The sequence below is a fragment of the Anoxybacillus sp. CHMUD genome (genome assembly GCF_013096965.1).
Classification (GTDB): Bacteria; Bacillota; Bacilli; order Bacillales; family Anoxybacillaceae; genus Anoxybacillus; species Anoxybacillus kestanbolensis_A.
In genome coordinates, this window is the sequence record NZ_SDLG01000013.1 from 13,341 (window position 1) to 28,815 (window position 15,475).

Annotated in this window: 14 protein-coding genes; 4 read left to right on the forward strand and 10 right to left on the reverse strand. The window is 43.6% G+C overall.

The features are described from left to right. Nucleotides 1-58: 58 nt before the first annotated feature. The 4 genes from ETB99_RS09755 to ETB99_RS09770 all read left to right on the forward strand — a co-directional run bounded on the left by ETB99_RS09755 (nt 59) and on the right by ETB99_RS09770 (nt 3,297). The gene (locus ETB99_RS09755; protein ID WP_171700491.1) at nt 59-730 is read left to right on the forward strand and encodes a response regulator transcription factor; all 672 of its coding nucleotides are present in this window, start codon (nt 59-61) and stop codon (nt 728-730) included. Beyond that, complete coding sequence (locus ETB99_RS09760; protein ID WP_171700492.1) at nt 720-2,093, forward strand: sensor histidine kinase; 1,374 nt, start codon at nt 720-722, stop codon at nt 2,091-2,093. The genes ETB99_RS09755 and ETB99_RS09760 overlap by 11 nt, the downstream gene beginning before the upstream one ends. 78 nt (nt 2,094-2,171) lie before the next feature. After that, nucleotides 2,172-2,663, forward strand: coding sequence for a hypothetical protein (locus ETB99_RS09765; protein ID WP_309138146.1), 492 nt, complete (start codon nt 2,172-2,174; stop codon nt 2,661-2,663). A 1-nt stretch (nt 2,664) separates the two neighbouring features. Continuing rightward, on the forward strand, nt 2,665-3,297 hold the full coding sequence (locus tag ETB99_RS09770) for a PspA/IM30 family protein (protein ID WP_171700494.1): 633 nt from the start codon (nt 2,665-2,667) through the stop codon (nt 3,295-3,297). Between the two features lie 96 nt (nt 3,298-3,393). Here the strand turns inward: ETB99_RS09770 and ETB99_RS09775 are convergent, their stop codons facing one another. From ETB99_RS09775 to ETB99_RS09815, 10 genes are all read right to left on the reverse strand, one after another. Next, on the reverse strand, nt 3,394-3,819 hold the full coding sequence (locus ETB99_RS09775; protein WP_253263602.1) for a hypothetical protein: 426 nt from the start codon (nt 3,817-3,819) through the stop codon (nt 3,394-3,396). Next, entirely contained in the window at nt 3,809-3,982 is a 174-nt protein-coding gene (locus ETB99_RS15060; protein ID WP_253263603.1) for a hypothetical protein, read from the reverse strand. Before ETB99_RS15060 ends, ETB99_RS09775 begins: the two co-directional genes overlap by 11 nt. A gap of 179 nt (nt 3,983-4,161) precedes the next feature. Continuing rightward, complete coding sequence (gene qoxD, locus ETB99_RS09780; RefSeq protein WP_004888823.1) at nt 4,162-4,461, reverse strand: cytochrome aa3 quinol oxidase subunit IV; 300 nt, start codon at nt 4,459-4,461, stop codon at nt 4,162-4,164. Next, nucleotides 4,462-5,067 (reverse strand): cytochrome aa3 quinol oxidase subunit III, encoded by a 606-nt coding sequence (gene qoxC / locus ETB99_RS09785; RefSeq protein WP_171700495.1) that lies wholly within the window; start codon nt 5,065-5,067, stop codon nt 4,462-4,464. Continuing rightward, a complete protein-coding gene (qoxB, locus tag ETB99_RS09790) occupies nt 5,057-7,033 on the reverse strand; it encodes a cytochrome aa3 quinol oxidase subunit I (protein ID WP_171700496.1) in 1,977 nt (658 codons plus the stop codon). The genes qoxC and qoxB overlap by 11 nt, the downstream gene beginning before the upstream one ends. After that, nucleotides 7,023-7,988 carry a cytochrome aa3 quinol oxidase subunit II gene (qoxA, locus tag ETB99_RS09795; RefSeq protein WP_171700497.1) on the reverse strand — a complete coding sequence of 322 codons (966 nt, stop codon included), beginning with the start codon at nt 7,986-7,988 and terminating at the stop codon, nt 7,023-7,025. The genes qoxB and qoxA overlap by 11 nt, the downstream gene beginning before the upstream one ends. A gap of 554 nt (nt 7,989-8,542) precedes the next feature. After that, nucleotides 8,543-8,845 (reverse strand): ArsR/SmtB family transcription factor, encoded by a 303-nt coding sequence (locus tag ETB99_RS09800; protein ID WP_003398862.1) that lies wholly within the window; start codon nt 8,843-8,845, stop codon nt 8,543-8,545. A gap of 101 nt (nt 8,846-8,946) precedes the next feature. Next, entirely contained in the window at nt 8,947-10,179 is a 1,233-nt protein-coding gene (locus tag ETB99_RS09805) for a TIGR02679 family protein (RefSeq protein ID WP_171700498.1), read from the reverse strand. Continuing rightward, nucleotides 10,176-14,315 (reverse strand): TIGR02680 family protein, encoded by a 4,140-nt coding sequence (locus ETB99_RS09810; protein ID WP_171700499.1) that lies wholly within the window; start codon nt 14,313-14,315, stop codon nt 10,176-10,178. Before ETB99_RS09810 ends, ETB99_RS09805 begins: the two co-directional genes overlap by 4 nt. Next, nucleotides 14,305-15,471 carry a TIGR02678 family protein gene (locus ETB99_RS09815; protein WP_091702584.1) on the reverse strand — a complete coding sequence of 389 codons (1,167 nt, stop codon included), beginning with the start codon at nt 15,469-15,471 and terminating at the stop codon, nt 14,305-14,307. Before ETB99_RS09815 ends, ETB99_RS09810 begins: the two co-directional genes overlap by 11 nt. Between the last annotated feature and the right edge of the window lie 4 nt (nt 15,472-15,475).

Consider the following 15,475-nt stretch of genomic DNA (forward strand, 5'->3'; position numbering starts at 1 on the left):
TCATTTTCACTCATTTTTCATCAACATTTGATATCATGAAAGAAAAAAGGTGATGAGGATGAAAGTGTTGCTTGCTGAAGACGATGTATATTTAGGTGAACTCATTGTCCATTTATTAAAGAAAAAAGGTGTCGAACATGTTGATTGGGTACAGGAAGGAGAAGATGCCTACGATTATGCCCTCGCTTCGTTTTATGATGTGATCATTTTAGATTGGATGTTGCCAAATAGCGATGGGGTGAGCGTATGTCAACGTTTAAGAAAACATGGTTATCACGGAGCGATTTTAATGTTAACCGCAAAAGATGCGGTTCAAGATCGCGTTGAAGGACTGGAAGCCGGAGCGGACGATTATTTAGTGAAACCGTTTGAAATCGACGAGCTTATGGCGCGGCTGAAAGCATTGTCCCGGCGCACGTTCGCACCGATTCAAGAAGAAATAATCCGCTGGGGAGCGTTTGAAGTGAATCGGACAAGTCATGCGCTGACGAAAAACGGAAAGCAAATTATATTAACCCCACGTGAATTCCAACTACTTGATTTATTATTACAAAATAGAGGACGTGTTCTAACACGCGACATTATTCTTGATCGCATTTGGGGATACGATGCGGACGTATCGATGAAAACGATTGACGCAACCGTTAAGCTATTGCGTAAAAAAATTGGCGATGAACAACAACAACTCATTAAAACGGTGCGCGGGGTGGGATATACCATTGAAAAATAGTATACGATCTTTGTTTCATCATTCCGATATGTTTCGCCGCACACAATGGCGATTAACTACCACATATAGCGGTATTCTTATCGCTTTTTTAGCCATCTTTATCGCGGTTGTTTCTTTTCTTATTCATACCGTTATTACAAATGACCAAGAGCGACGCATTCGAACGCTCGCCGAACAAGAAGGTCAAACGATTGAAAACATGCTAGAAGAGCAATCGTTTATCGGGTGGTCTAGCGATCAAAACGTCATATTTTTAAGTGAAGATCAACTATTTTTTTACGTCATTGATACACGTGGACGATTGATGATGGGAGATGAAGTGAATAAAGGATTGCGACCGCTGCTCCTTTCGACGCTTCAACCGTGGACGCCGGAAAAAAACGAATTAAAATATGTAGAGATTCACGTCCCCCATCACCGCCATGAATTAAAACGATTTCGTGCAGACACATTGAAAATATTAACTGTCGCTCGCCCGGTCATTGTTGAGCGGCAGCTCGTCGGTGTTTTATATGTCGGTATGGATGTGACAAGCATGTTTCGTTTGCTGAAATGGTCTACATTCATTTTATTAGGGCTCGGGGTGCTGTTTATTGCGGTGGCCGTCGCTTTTAGTTATTTTATGTCCAAACGAGCGCTCATCCCCATTCAAGATGCTTACAATCGGCAACGTCAATTTGTGGCGGACGCTTCCCATGAACTAAGAACCCCACTTAGCGTCATTTATTCATCTGTTGAAGCGTTGAAAATGGATGAGTCATTAACGTCCGATCCATTCAGCCAAAAAACAATTGAACGTCTAGGAGACGAAACGAAACGAATGACAAAGCTCATTAATAACCTTCTCACCCTTGCGCGTACAGACGATGCAAAGCTACAAATTGAAAGAAAACCGTTTGAACTACGTGCATGTGCAGAACGTACGTTACAGTCGTTACAAGATCTTGCAAATAAAAAGAACATTACGCTTCAGTTTCATGCGTCTGAACAAATTGAATTTGTTGGAGACGAGGACAAATGTACGCAATTGTTGTACATTTTGCTTGATAACGCCATCAAATATACACCAGAAGGCGGAACAGTTTCCCTATCGTTAGCTCAACACGTAATAAAACAACGAAAAGTAGTAACGATGTCTGTGGCTGATACAGGTATTGGAATTGCTCCTGAGCATCTTCCCCGCATTTTTGACCGATTTTATCGTGCAGACAAAGCACGAACGCGTCAAATTGGTGGGCACGGACTTGGACTTTCCATCGCAAAATGGATTGTCGAAGCACACGATGGAAACATTCAAGTACAGAGCGAAGTGGGAAAAGGAACGACATTCACGATCACTTTTCCAAATGATAAACGTGCATAAATATGTTGCACGTTTTTTTCTTTTTCACCTAATTTTCTCTTTTCGCTTGTACAATACAAACTGTAGATCACAAAGGAGGTGGAACAATTGAGAAAGCGGACAATTTTCTTTCTGCTAGGTGGGGTGATCGTTGTCGCTATATTGGCGCACATCGCTACTTATTTCATGCACATCGGTTGGAGCGGACGAATGCCAGGGGCACATATGATGGAAATGGGGAAACACCATCGAGCATTCGGCCATCATGGTCCGCGAATGATGCAACCGCACGGCATGCCGATGTTTGGATGGGTATCTTTACTCATTCAACTCGCTCTCATCATCATCGGATGGGTGATTTGGAAAGCAACGAAAGGCGCTGGCAAATGGATTGGTGGTGCGCTGATGGCAATTGGGCTCATTGCGCTTTTACCAAAAACGTTGCTCGCCGTCTTAGCGATCATTGCAGCGTACGTTTTACTAAAAGACAAAACAAAGCCGACACCTGAATTTGCACCATTTGTCTCACCTATTCAAAACGATAGCTTTTTAGATGAATGGGAAAAAACAATCCAAAAGGAGGAAAAGTGATATGGGCATTTTTAAACGCGTAAAACATGTCGTTCTTGCCGACATACATGACATCATTGACAAATGCGAAGATCCGATTCGCATGACGAAACAGTACATTCGTGAACTAGAAGAACAGCTTGAACAAGCGCAACAAGCATTGGCACAACAGTTTGTGCTAGAACAAAAATATGAGCGTCTCATCGCAGATGCAGAAGAAATGATCGCAAAGCGGGCTCGCCAAGCAAAATTAGCTGTAGAAAAAAATGAAGAGCCAATCGCAAAAATGGCCCTTCAAGAAAAAATCGCCTATGAAAAAAAATTAGAGCTATATACGCAACAATACAACACATTAAAAGAAAAAACAACCGTTTTAACGGAAAAAGTGAAACAATTGTACGAAACGTACGAGCAATTAAAATTGAAACAAATGCAATTAATGACGCGCTTTTATGTCGCTGAAACGATGAAACAAATGGATGAGGCGATCACATCTTTCCGTTACGATCATATCGTAAAAGGCTTCGCACGTATGGAAGAAAAAGTAATGTTACTTGAAGCAGAAGCAAAGGCACGCTCCCTTATTCAAACAATGCCGCCACAATCTTTTGATGCTGAAGTCGAACAACAACTGAAACAATTAAAAGGTGAGTAATACAAAAGGTGTCCCTATCCGGACACCTTTTGTATATGTTATGTCGTCCATTCATCATGAATGATGCCGACAAGTTTCCATTGACCGTTTTCTTGTTCAAAAACAAGACGTAAAATGAAACTCAATGAATGAACTGTTCGAATATACTTGTTGAATGTTATTAATCATATTTCCTGTTCCAACAGCAACATTGTTTCCAATCATATGCGGATTCGCAAAATCGACATCATAGACGAAGCGAGCAAAATAATCTTGAAAAGTGAGCTGAATCGGGTCACCTGAACCGTCATATACGCCCCACTGATACACTTGCGTCGAGGATAAAAGAGAAGAAAGTTGAGAAGCAGAAAACTGTAAATCGTTTTGAACGTCGACATGCCCGTACGGACTGAAGCGCACACCCGCTGTAGAATGAACGTAAGATGCAAGCGCATTCATATCTTTATTTTTCAACGCCTCCACAACGTCTAAAGCGACCGATAAAAGCGAAGATGAAATCACTTGTTTTGCTTCACTTTTCAATTGTTCGTTTTCCTTTTTGAAGTTGCTTATTTTTTTCTTGTAGTTGATCGATGGTCGTTTGTTGTTTGGCAATTGTTTGCTCTAACTGCTTAACATTCGATTCGTCTTGTTGAGCTGTACAGCCGACAAGTAAAATGATAAACACTACAATCAATCGTTTCACGATCTCACATCCTTTTTCTTTTAGTATATCACCTAAAAAGAAAAATAGATGCCGTCGTGTCAGCATCTAACTCACTCTTTCTTGTTTTCTTTCTTGCAAAAATGATGAAAATGCGGGAAGTACACATGTATATACATGTTTACAGGTATAAAAAACAACCGGCATATGACCGGTTGTTTTTAATGCCCCGCATGTCCCGATGTCAATACCCAAATCGAGCCTGCGACAATGACGATCGCGACAAACGCTGAATATGCCATATTAATAACGTTCGTTTTTCTGTCTTCGCCTTCCGTTACGTGCATAAACATAAATAGTTGCAGTCCGGCTTGAATGACCGCGAGTGAGCCAATGATCCACATCACAATTGTATATGATACGTTCATTTTCAACGCAACAAATACGGCGACAAACGTTAAAACTAACGAAAGCAAAAATCCAACAACGTGACTAACGGGATATTTACTTTTATGTTCCATTTACGCCACCATCCCTTTTAAATAGACGAACGTAAAAATAAAGATCCAAACGACATCAAGGAAATGCCAATATAAGCTAATAATAAACATTTTTCTCGCCGTAACTGGCGTCAATCCGCGTTGGAGCAACTGGATGATAAGCATGATTGCCCAAATGATCCCGAATGTAACGTGCGCTCCGTGTGTGCCAAGCAAAACGAAAAAGCTTGATAAGAACGCGCTCGTTTGCATCGTTGCTCCTTCGTGCACGTAACGAATAAACTCACGAATTTCCATAAATAAAAATCCTGCCCCTAATAAAAGGGTAATGACGAACCAAGTAAGCAGCTTTTTCATATCCCGACGGCGCATGAAGAAGACAGCTAAGCCAGATGTAAAACTACTCGTTAACAACAACAACGTTTGAATCAGCACATCGTTTAGCTTAAAAATATCGCTCGGCGTCGGGCCACCGGCATAGCGGTTACCTAACACACCATATACAGCAAACAACGTCGCAAATAATACAATTTCTGCGCCAAGGAAAATCCAAAATCCTAAAATGTTGAGACGGTTTTGTTCCGTCTGATATTCGAGCGGAAGCGAATGATTGACGTTAGCCGACATGGTTTTCCGTCCCCCCTTCTACATTTCTCCACGTGCGCTCTGTTTGTTTAATTTCATCGACGCTTACATAATAACCGTCATTATAATCAAACGAACGGATAATAAGCCCAACAACAATCCCAATTGCCGCAACAGCTGCCGCGATATGTGCTTCAAAGACGAGGAAGAAACCTGTAATTCCAAACACAACCGCCATATAAAACGGTAAGCCTGAGTTGCTCGGCATATGAATTTTCTTTATGTCGCTTTCTTTTAATGTGAGCGTTTCGCCACGTTTTTTCATATGCCAAAACGCATCTAATTGTTTCACTTCTGGAACGACCGCAAAGTTATAAAACTGGACTGGAGATGCCGTCATCCATTCAAGCGTGCGCGCATCCCATGGATCGTGGGATACATTGCGCTTCGCATAACGGAAGCTCCAATAAATGTTATAACAAAATACCGCAAAGCCGATCGCTAAAATGATCGAACCGATCGCAGAAACGAGGAAAAGCGGCGCAAAGCCTGACTCGGCCGAGTACGTATAAGCACGACGAACGGCTCCTTTTAAACCAAGGAAAAACATCGGCATAAATGTGACGTTAAATCCGATCGTAAACAACCAGAAATGATATTTTCCAAGTTTCTCGTTTAACATAAAACCGAACATTTTCGGCCACCAATAATACAATCCTGCAAATACAGCAAACACGACGCCTGGAATTAACACGTAATGGAAGTGTGCGACTAAAAATAATGTGTTGTGATATTGATAGTCGGCCGCTGCCATCGCCAGCATGACCCCTGTCACTCCACCGATGACGAAATTTGGTACGAAAGCAAGCGCCCATAACATCGCTGTTGTAAATTGGATGCGGCCTTTTCTCATCGTAAACAACCAGTTAAAAATTTTCACTCCAGTTGGAACTGCAATTAACATCGTTGTAATCGAGAAAATTGAGTTTACCGCAGGGCCAGCATCCATCGTGTAAAAATGGTGTACCCATACGAGCATACTTAAAAACGCAATGCCAACGATCGAAATGACCATAGACTTATATCCATATAACGTTTTACGTGAAAACGTCGCAATGACTTCAGAGAAAATACCAAAAGCAGGTAAAATAACAATATATACTTCTGGATGACCCCAAAGCCAGAACAAGTTTGCCCAAAGCATATCGCTGCCGCCTGAAGAAAGTGTAAAGAAATGCGTGCCGTACAAACGGTCAAACGTCATTAATGCTAAAGCGACTGTGAAAATTGGAAAAGCCGCTACGATAATGATCGACGTAATGAGTGTTGTCCATGTAAACATCGGCATTTTCATTAATGTCATGCCCGGTGCACGCATTTTTAAAATTGTAACAATAAAGTTAATCCCCGTCATTAACGTCCCAAGACCTGCAATTTGTAAGGCGATGGCATAGTAGTTATTTCCGATTCCCGGACTAAATTCCTTCCCTGCAAGTGGGAAGTATGATGTCCACCCTGCATCTGGTGACCCTCCAACAACGAACGAAATGTTAAATAACATCGCCCCGCTAAAAAACAACCAAAAGCTAAGTGCGTTCAATTGTGGAAAGGCAACATCGCGCGCACCGATTTGCAACGGAACGACGACGTTCATTAAACCGATCAAAAGGGGCATCGCCATAAATAAAATCATAATGACGCCATGGGTTGTAAAAATTTCATTGTAATGTTGGGCATCCAAAAAGTTCATTTCTGGCCGAGCCGTTTGCGCCTTCATTAACAATCCATCTATACCACCGCGGAAAAACATCAATACACCAGATAAAATGTACATAATCCCGATCTTTTTATGGTCGACGGTCGTTAACCATTCACGCCATAACCAACCCCATTTTTTAAAGTACGTTAAGCCAACGACAATCGCAACGACAGTCAGTACAATCGCAATTTGTGAACCAACAAGAAGCGGGTTTCCCCCAACAAATATTTCATTCCACTTAATACCCATGATGTTCACCTCCGCTATAGCTTTCAGAAGCTTGTTGCTCATCATCTGTCACATTTGATGTATGTCGATCATTTTCGTCAAAAATTTTTCCTTGGTATCCATGCCCACGATATAATTCTGGATTTGTGTACGTCTTTGACTGCGGATCAGCATGGTTTACCCATTGTAAATGTGTATCAACAAACGTCAATCGTCCTAAATGGGTTGGCAATAACAGCTCTTCATATTTTTCTTTCGTTAATTTCGGTGCCGTTTGTTTTACTTCTTGTACCCATTTGTCAAACTCTTTTGGCGTTTGCGCTAAAACTTCAAATTGCATATGCGCATACCCACGTCCATTAAAGTTTGTATTTCTTCCTTCGTACGAACCAGGACGTTCCGCAACAACGTACAATTCTGTCTCCATTTTGTTCATCGTATATTTTTGTCCCGCTAACGCAGGCACCCAAAATGACTGCATAGTCGATGCGGAAGTCATTTTAAATAGCACGAGACGATTGACAGGAATATTGACGTAGTTCACTGTTTCAATATTTTGCTCTGGGTAGCTAAAAATCCATTTCCAATCCGCTGATGTCACGTGAATAACAAGCGGATCTTGATCTTCGTACCCCTTCGGAGGCTTTTCTAAATCATATAATGTTCTCACAGTTGGGATCGTTAACGCAACAACGATAAGAATCGGAATAACTGTCCATACAATTTCAAGCACCACATTCCCGTGCTCCTCCGGAGGCTCCTCTCCTTGACGCTCAGGTCGATCTCGATATTTCCATACGATATAAGCAAACAAGGCAAATACAACAACAACAACAAGAAGCATCCACCAAATCGACCAAGTAATGAGCTCCATAATGCTTCGAGCAGCTGGTCCTTGCGGTTGAAACACAACCATCTCACAGCCTGCAAGAAGCGGAAGCAGTCCCGCAATTAAGAAGACAAATAAACGCTTCACCTTTCTTCACCTCAACAAAATTGTGATTCATTGTACAAGGAAGTAAATACGAAATGAGCGACATTTATTTAGCTTTGTAGTAATTAACACTATCGAAATGATTTTAACATGTACTGTAAAAATAATTGTGACGAAAAAAGGAAGGAAGAAACTGCATTGAGGGGGAAACAAAAAGCAAAATCATTGACAAAAAGAAAAACACTTTTCTCGACATCAAAAATCGTGCGAGAAAAGCGCTATCTTTTATATAATACATGGAAATACAAAAAGAAATAGGTTGTCCGTTTGAAATTTTGTCACATTTTCGTTAAATTTTTTTCGAAATTTGTTCAAATTTATTGTCCAACGAAAATGTATCCGATTCGAAACATTTTTTACTTCAATAACTTCCGCACCCATTTGAGCGCATTTGGAAAGTTTGGATAAAACGAACACTAAATGCAAGGAGTTTATTCGCCATCCCCGGAATAATGACGGTTTTATTGTTCATTACTCTTTTTTTAAATGTTTAAAAACTTAAACATATAAAATGAAAAAGTTGGCCTTTAGCATATCTAAAGGCACTCCTTCTCGACAGCATGAATCAAATCTTTCAATAATTCAACAGCTTTTTCGATAGATAATACATAGTATCTCAATGTCCCTTTTTGTTCTACCGACACTAATCCTTGGTCGCGCAAAATTTTCAAATGGTGGGAAATCGCTGGACGCGATAAACTTGACCTTTCCGTAATTTCATTGACTGTTAGCTTATCGTGTTCCGCAAGCAGCAATACAATATCTTGTCGATGAGGATCGCTTAGCGCTTGAAATAATGGTATACACGATCGAAACACCTCGATCGCTTTTTGTCCCATTCCCCTCTTCCTTTCTTTTGTTTAAAAGTTTAAACATTTGATATCTTTATCTTATTCTTTTTCTTCACGCCTGTCAATGCATTATTCGAAAAATAGATCCTTTACCTTCCCTTCACCTCCCTCCTCAACTGTTCCACAAGCGCCTCTTGGTATCCTGCTTTTTTCCGCCGCAATATTTCTTGTTTTACTGGCTGCAAGTCATGAAGCGTCACCGATTGCAGTTTCGTCAAACGTTCATCGGATAGCGGAACGGTCGGTTTGGTCGCCAAATAATCAGAACAGTCGTAATGCCAAAGCCGAACAGATGAACCGTACCGCTCGACAAGGCGCTGCGCCATTTTTAGTCCTTCCGGGTCAAAATCGCCCGAATAATAAAGGGTAACCCCTTCTTTTACGAGTAAATCAAACAGCCACCTCGTCGCTAAATTCAATTGACCGTTTGTGCTAATGAGCGGTACGTTCGCATCTAACAGCGTCGAAAACACACCGGCATTTTCGACGACAAAGACGTTGTTTCCTACGGACGGATACGCCCGCACTAGCGGCATCACTTCCCGTAACGGCACATTTAGCGCCGTATTCGTTGCACATGCGGCAGCGAAAACAGGATGGCGGCCTTTCTCTGTTTCTGCCATCACGCCAGCGCACGTCACAAAGTTTAATACATCTTCCCGCAACAGCCGATACGACTGCAATAGTTCGTTCACGTCTTCGACCACCGAAAGGTCGTACTCGGTGTCCGTATAAAATTCGAGCGCCGAAAGCAATAGCTTCCCTGCAAGTGTATGCAAATCAAACATATGCGGATCGTTCGCTACTTTTTGCGCAAAAACGGGCAAGCGAACGTAGGTGGACGGAAGCTGTTCGAGCGCGCGGCAAACAGCAGAAAGCGCCGCCTCTAACGCGTGATGGTTTTGTTGATACGCTAATTGCACAAACCGCTGCTTTTCTACCGCCATCAACCAATCGCGCTGTGCTCGATACGTATTCATAAGCCGGGTAAAATAGGCTTCCTTTTCCCGCTCTATTTCTTGTTGTTGCTCTTTTTTCGTTACGAGCGGCTCGCCAAAATAGCATGACAGCAACTCCACGAGAGAAATGCCGGCAAACCTTGTATTCGCAAGCTGTTGTTCAAACGACGCGAGCGACACGCGGCTCATTTCTTTGCCAAAAAACGACGCGATCGCTTCCTTTTCCTCCGCCGAAAAAGACGAAACGGAAATCGTGCCCCCTATGCGACCAAGCGATTCGTATTTCTTTTTCATTTCGCAAAAAAGGCGGTGAAACGAACGTTCACCGCGAAAAAATTGCACCGCTTCCTCTACCCGATTCAATGCGATCCCCCTCTCATCATTGCCGCTAACTTTTCATCCGTAACAAGCTGCTTTATTTTTCCGTTCCAATAATAGCGAATGACCGTCACGAACGAAGCATTTTTCGGACGAACGAGTTCGCAAATCGATAGCGCCGGAACGGTATCATAATCGCCCCAGAGCGCTTGCGAGTTCATCACATAGTTAAACCCAAGCTGCTCGACAAGCCCGAACATATTGCGAATATTATTTTCGTCTACCCCCGCGAACGCTTCATCCAACGAAATAATGTACGGCGCATCGTCTGCTGCTTCTTGATAACGCGAATACGTCGCGGCAAACAACGGAATATACATCGCCATCGCTTTCTCCCCGCCGCTAAATTGATAGAACCGTTGGTTCGTCAACTCTCGTTTCGGTTCATTCGTTTTTTGGTAATAAAGGGTAAATGAAAACCATTTCCGATAGTCTAATACTTCTTTAATAATTTGGTGGAGCGTATTGCCTTGGCCGCGCTCTTCTAGCAATTCGCGCGCTCGATGAATTTTCGAGCGGAAATGTTTCGTCACTCGCTGCAAATCTTCCTCTTTTAATAGCCGCGAGTTCATCCGCAACAACTCGACAAGCTCTTTCGTATCCATCTCTTCTTCCGTTTCCGCGGTGCGCGGCTTCCATTGAATAAACAACACCAGCCCAGAAGACGTGTCGAGCTGTTGCATTAGTTCGTTCATATCTTTTACCCAACGCTCCGCCCGTTGAATGCGGCTGCGCAAAATTCGACCGATCGTTTTTAAAATAATTTCTTCATACAATTCGCGGTCTTGCTCTTTCATATATTCCCGCTGCAAGAAAATGTCGTGCTCGATTTCACGCAATACATAAAATGGTGATACGCGCTGCCCTTTATAATCAAGCAAAAGGACGATGCGGTCTTGCTTTTCTCTCCATCCGGATACTTTTAATTCCATTTCTTCATCTAGCTCGATATCCGTAAACAAATTGTCCTCCTCAGCTGCGACAGGCTCTTGGCTGAGCCGGTATTCCGTTAAATTCGCCGACTCTTGGAAAAAGACGCTATTTAATCGGTTCACAAGCGACGTTCGAGCTTCTTTCGCTAGCGCCCCGTATTGCTGCATCGCTTCTTTTGCTTTTTCCAACCAATCAGAACCGTGAAGCTCTACAAGCTCAAGGGAAAGCTCTCGCGCAAACGACCGCTTCCACGCCTCCGCTAGCCGCTTTGCGAACGTTTCTTTCACCGAAAGCTGTTCGCATTTTTCACGAATGGCTTTCAGCTCATGCTCTAGCGCAATGCGCTCGTTCATTTTCGCTGGCATTTCTCGCTGCAAAAATGCCAACCGGTCGCGGACGCGCTGAATTTCCGCTTGAACTTCTTCTGCGCCCATTAGTTGCAGCGTCCGCTCGATTTCTTGTCGCTTCAGTTCGAGTTTTTGCTGCTCTTTTGCGAGCATATGCCGTTCGCCTTTCGTTTCATCGATTTCTTGTTGCAACGTTTCTAACTGCTCTGTCCGATGATGAATCATGTCGAGCAAATGGAGAAACTCCCGATGGGTCATTTGCAATTCATGAAGCCCACGCATATACGATTTCATAAAAACAAGCGCCTGTTCATAGCCGTCCTTGGAAAACTCTAAATCGAGCCCCTCGGTTTGCTCGCGCAACGTTTGTTTTGCTTGTTGCCAATCGCGGGCAAGCTGGGCTAACTTTTCGTTTTTCTTTTCCCATTCGCGTTGTTTGCTTATTATCATTCGCTTCGTTTTTTCTCGTTCTTCAAAGGCTGCGCGCATGTCGCGGTCGGTTGGAAAAGCACGAAACCAGCGGGTTATTTGCGCAATCGTCTGCTCGAGCTGTTTTAGCATGTCGGTTCCCTCATGAAGCTGGGCGCGAAGTTCGTGGAGTTCTGCTTCGAGTGCGGCGATCTTTTCTAGCCGCCAACGCTTGCGGGCAGTGCGTCCGATAAACAACGCTTTTTCCCGCGCCGGGGCATGCCCTTTGATTAAGCCGAGCGTATAACGCCCTTCTTCATGAAGCATAAACGTTCCGTCCATTTCTCCATCGGCAAGAACGATGCTTTGAAGTACTTCGTTAATGCGCGTTTTGGACACTTTGCATCCTTCATCTACATCTGGCTGCAAATAGTCTGCTAATGTATGCGCCAGTTCGACAGGACGTGGAACAATCACTCGGTCACACGCTACTTCGACATCGGTTTCTGTAATTAACGCATCAAGTAGCCCTGCATGATACAATGCCGATTCAATCCGCTCCCGAAGCGGTTCTGGTACATGGTCTTGAAATTCCACCCCTGCATAAAACGGGACAAAAGCAATCCCTTTTTCGTCTAACTCCGCCCGCGCTGCGATCGTTTGTTCATCGCGCATGAGCTCGGGGTCTTTTTGCGTTTTCCATTGGTTCCATTCGGCTTCTTTTGTAGCAATTTTTTCCTCTAATAACGTGCACGTATGCTTTTGCTTCATTTTTTCTTCGTTTTTTCGATTGAGTGCTTCGTAATACGCTTCCGTAAACGGTTGCTTCATCTCATCGACGTGATACGTTTCGTATAGTTCGTGAAGACGCTGTAAAAATAGTTGGACAGAGGGTTCCGGTACGGAAACGTCTTGGTATTGTTCGAGCCAGCGAAATACTTCTTGTTGGAAACGCGCTTTTTCGTTTTCTAACAGTTCGAGCCATTTCGCTTCTTCATGGCGCAATTCGTCTACTTCCCGCTGCAGCTCCCCTGCCTCTTTACTCGTTTCTTCATAGCGCGCCTTCATTTCATCATGGCGGCGCCAAAGCGCAATCGTTTGTTCTAGTTTTTCAACGTATTCTTGTCCTTCTCGCTTCCAGACGGTAAAATCAAATTTCGTTTGGCGCTGTCGAGCAAAGTCCGCTTCGTTAAGAGCATGGGAAGAGAAGGAACTTTCCATGGCATCATGCCGTAAGTCTTCTACTTGCTGCGTGAGTTGCTTTTCTATCTGATACCGCCGGTCTTCGTCTTCTTCTAACTGGCGCTTATAGCGGCGTTCGAGCTGCTCTTTTTCATCGATTTGCCGCAATAGTTTTTGTTGCTTGTCATGAATGTCGCGTATTTCTTGTTGGACTCGCTCATATTCTTTCGCCGCTTGAAACACTTCGTGGCTCGCTAATTCTAATTCTCGTTGATGCAATACGTCCTGTTCGTTTGCAAGCGTTTGAATGTATTCGCTCAAATCGACAAGGTGCGCTTGCTTTTCCTGTTCCTCCGCAAGCCATTGCTTTTCTTCTTCTGCTAGCCGCTTCACTTGTTTGTCAGCCTTTATCCATTCGCTTGCTTTTTCCGCAATCATATACTCGTTATACGCTCGATATTGCGCACAAAGCCGTTTTAGTGATTGCTCATCGCGCTCTAGCTGCTCTAGCTGCTGTTTCGTTTGGTCCATATTTTCAATCGTTTCCGATAAATGGCGCAACTCGTCGTCTGTCAACGCGGGGAGCGAGCTTTCTAAAATCTCGTAAATGACCGTTGGCTTGAAATCCTTCGATAGCTTCGGGCTACGCAATTGAATCAATAGCTCAATTAATTCTTGAAACGCCTCCATCGATTCAAATCGGAAGACGTGCTTATTGACGAGCTCCATATATTCTTTTTGTGAATCCACGACCATTCCGCCGTTGCCAAGTACATTCGCCAGTTCGCGTTTGGTGAGCGGGATTTTTTCCGTTCCATCCGCTGATTTTTCCGTTTTATATAAAAATAAATCGCGACCGATGCGGCGGTTATCAAAAATGACGAACCCCCAAAAGTCCATATTTTTTTGCCGCTTTGCCCGTAAGCCAATCCCTGTCGTTACGTATTGTTCCGTCTGCATTCGCTTATATTCTAAAAATAAATAGCCTGTCCGCTCATCGCGATCGACAATTTCCTTTTCGCCAAGCAAGTAATCTTCCATTTTTCGTGCCCGAGAACCGAACGGGTCGAGCCGGTCGGGCGTTTTTTTTCCGTCCAATAAGACAGGAAGCAAGCTTTGCATCGTTACTGACTTCCCAGAGCCGTTCGTCCCGCGCAACAACAACTTGCCGTCGGCAAACTCGAAATATTGTTCGTCGTAATACCAAAAATTAATTAATCCCGCGCGATGAAGCACCCATTTATTTGTCATCATCGTCTCTTCCTTTCGTTGTAAAGTCGTCTGGATATTGACCGACAAGTCGTCCAAGCAGCGGATAAAGCACGACCATGCCCGTTTCCTGTTCATATTCTGCCATCTTCCAGTCTTTTAAAGCAGAGAGCAGTTCAGAGGCGAGCTGTGCCGTCGTCATTTCCCGATACGTTTTGCTCCAGCCTTCGCCATACTGCTCGCTGCACCGGTGAAGCAACTGCCGAAAATCGGACATCGTCACGTGGATTTGCCCGTATTCATCCGGTGGATAGTTGTCCAAATGAGCGCGAACGACAGAGGCAAAATGAAGGATAATATCCGACGTTCCCTTTTGATCTGGAAATAACGTATACACATGTTGCCGTTCTGGAATCGTCAGCAAGGCTGCATTTTTATATAGTTCGTAGCGAAAATCGGTATGCGCCTCGATGTCATCGCGCAGTCGATGGCGGAAGTTGCGCAAATAATAAAAGTTTGGGTCGTCTTTTTGCCGACGATATACAACAGGAGATAAAAAGAGCTGCCGATAAATAAAGTGGCGGCGGTAGTCGTCGGGTGACACTTTCCACTCTTCCTCCAACAGTTGCTCGATCGTTTCATATTGAATGAAGTCTTTCGGATAGGACCGCATAAAATAGCGGGACAGTACAGGAACTTCATATAACGCTTCTTCGTCTTCTTGATTGGCAAACGCCTCAACTTCCCCGTCGACGTGATGTATAATCCCGATTTGCTCGGCTGTTTTTAAAACGCGAATTAACGCGCGACGATGTTGGTAGTTCGTCCAATCGAGCGCCGTTTCGCCTGGATACATCGCTTTTATTTCTTCGCATACATCAGACAATAAAAATTTTTCTTCGACTGCTTTTCCTTCTAAATATGCTAACAAGCAACAAAATAACGCGTAGTCGAGCGGTTCTTGAAACGACTCCATTCCCATCCACGCTTCTGGTTCGGCTGGTATTTTTTCGAGCTTAGCAAAATAGCGGTGAACAATGAGCCGATAGCCGAATTTCTCTTGCACATACCGCTTTAACACTTTTTCACGTTCCCGTATTTTTTGAAAAAGTTCCGGCTCTTTTTCCCGAACAATCCAAAACTGTTCAAACAGCGCCGTTAACGCTTCTTTCGCTTTCTCATCGAACTCTTTTTCCATTCTC

Bases quoted from the DNA above. Each gene is read 5' to 3' on its own strand.
- ETB99_RS09800 (WP_003398862.1), bottom strand. From the start codon at position 8,845: ATGGGACAAAAAGCGATCGAGGTGTTTCGATCGTGTATACCATTATTT.
- ETB99_RS09810 (WP_171700499.1), bottom strand. From the start codon at position 14,315: ATGACAAATAAATGGGTGCTTCATCGCGCGGGATTAATTAATTTTTGG.
- qoxC (WP_171700495.1), bottom strand. From the start codon at position 5,067: ATGTCGGCTAACGTCAATCATTCGCTTCCGCTCGAATATCAGACGGAA.
- ETB99_RS09815 (WP_091702584.1), bottom strand. From the start codon at position 15,471: ATGGAAAAAGAGTTCGATGAGAAAGCGAAAGAAGCGTTAACGGCGCTG.
- ETB99_RS09755 (WP_171700491.1), top strand. From the start codon at position 59: ATGAAAGTGTTGCTTGCTGAAGACGATGTATATTTAGGTGAACTCATT.
- qoxD (WP_004888823.1), bottom strand. From the start codon at position 4,461: ATGGAACATAAAAGTAAATATCCCGTTAGTCACGTTGTTGGATTTTTG.
- qoxB (WP_171700496.1), bottom strand. From the start codon at position 7,033: ATGGGTATTAAGTGGAATGAAATATTTGTTGGGGGAAACCCGCTTCTT.
- ETB99_RS09770 (WP_171700494.1), top strand. From the start codon at position 2,665: ATGGGCATTTTTAAACGCGTAAAACATGTCGTTCTTGCCGACATACAT.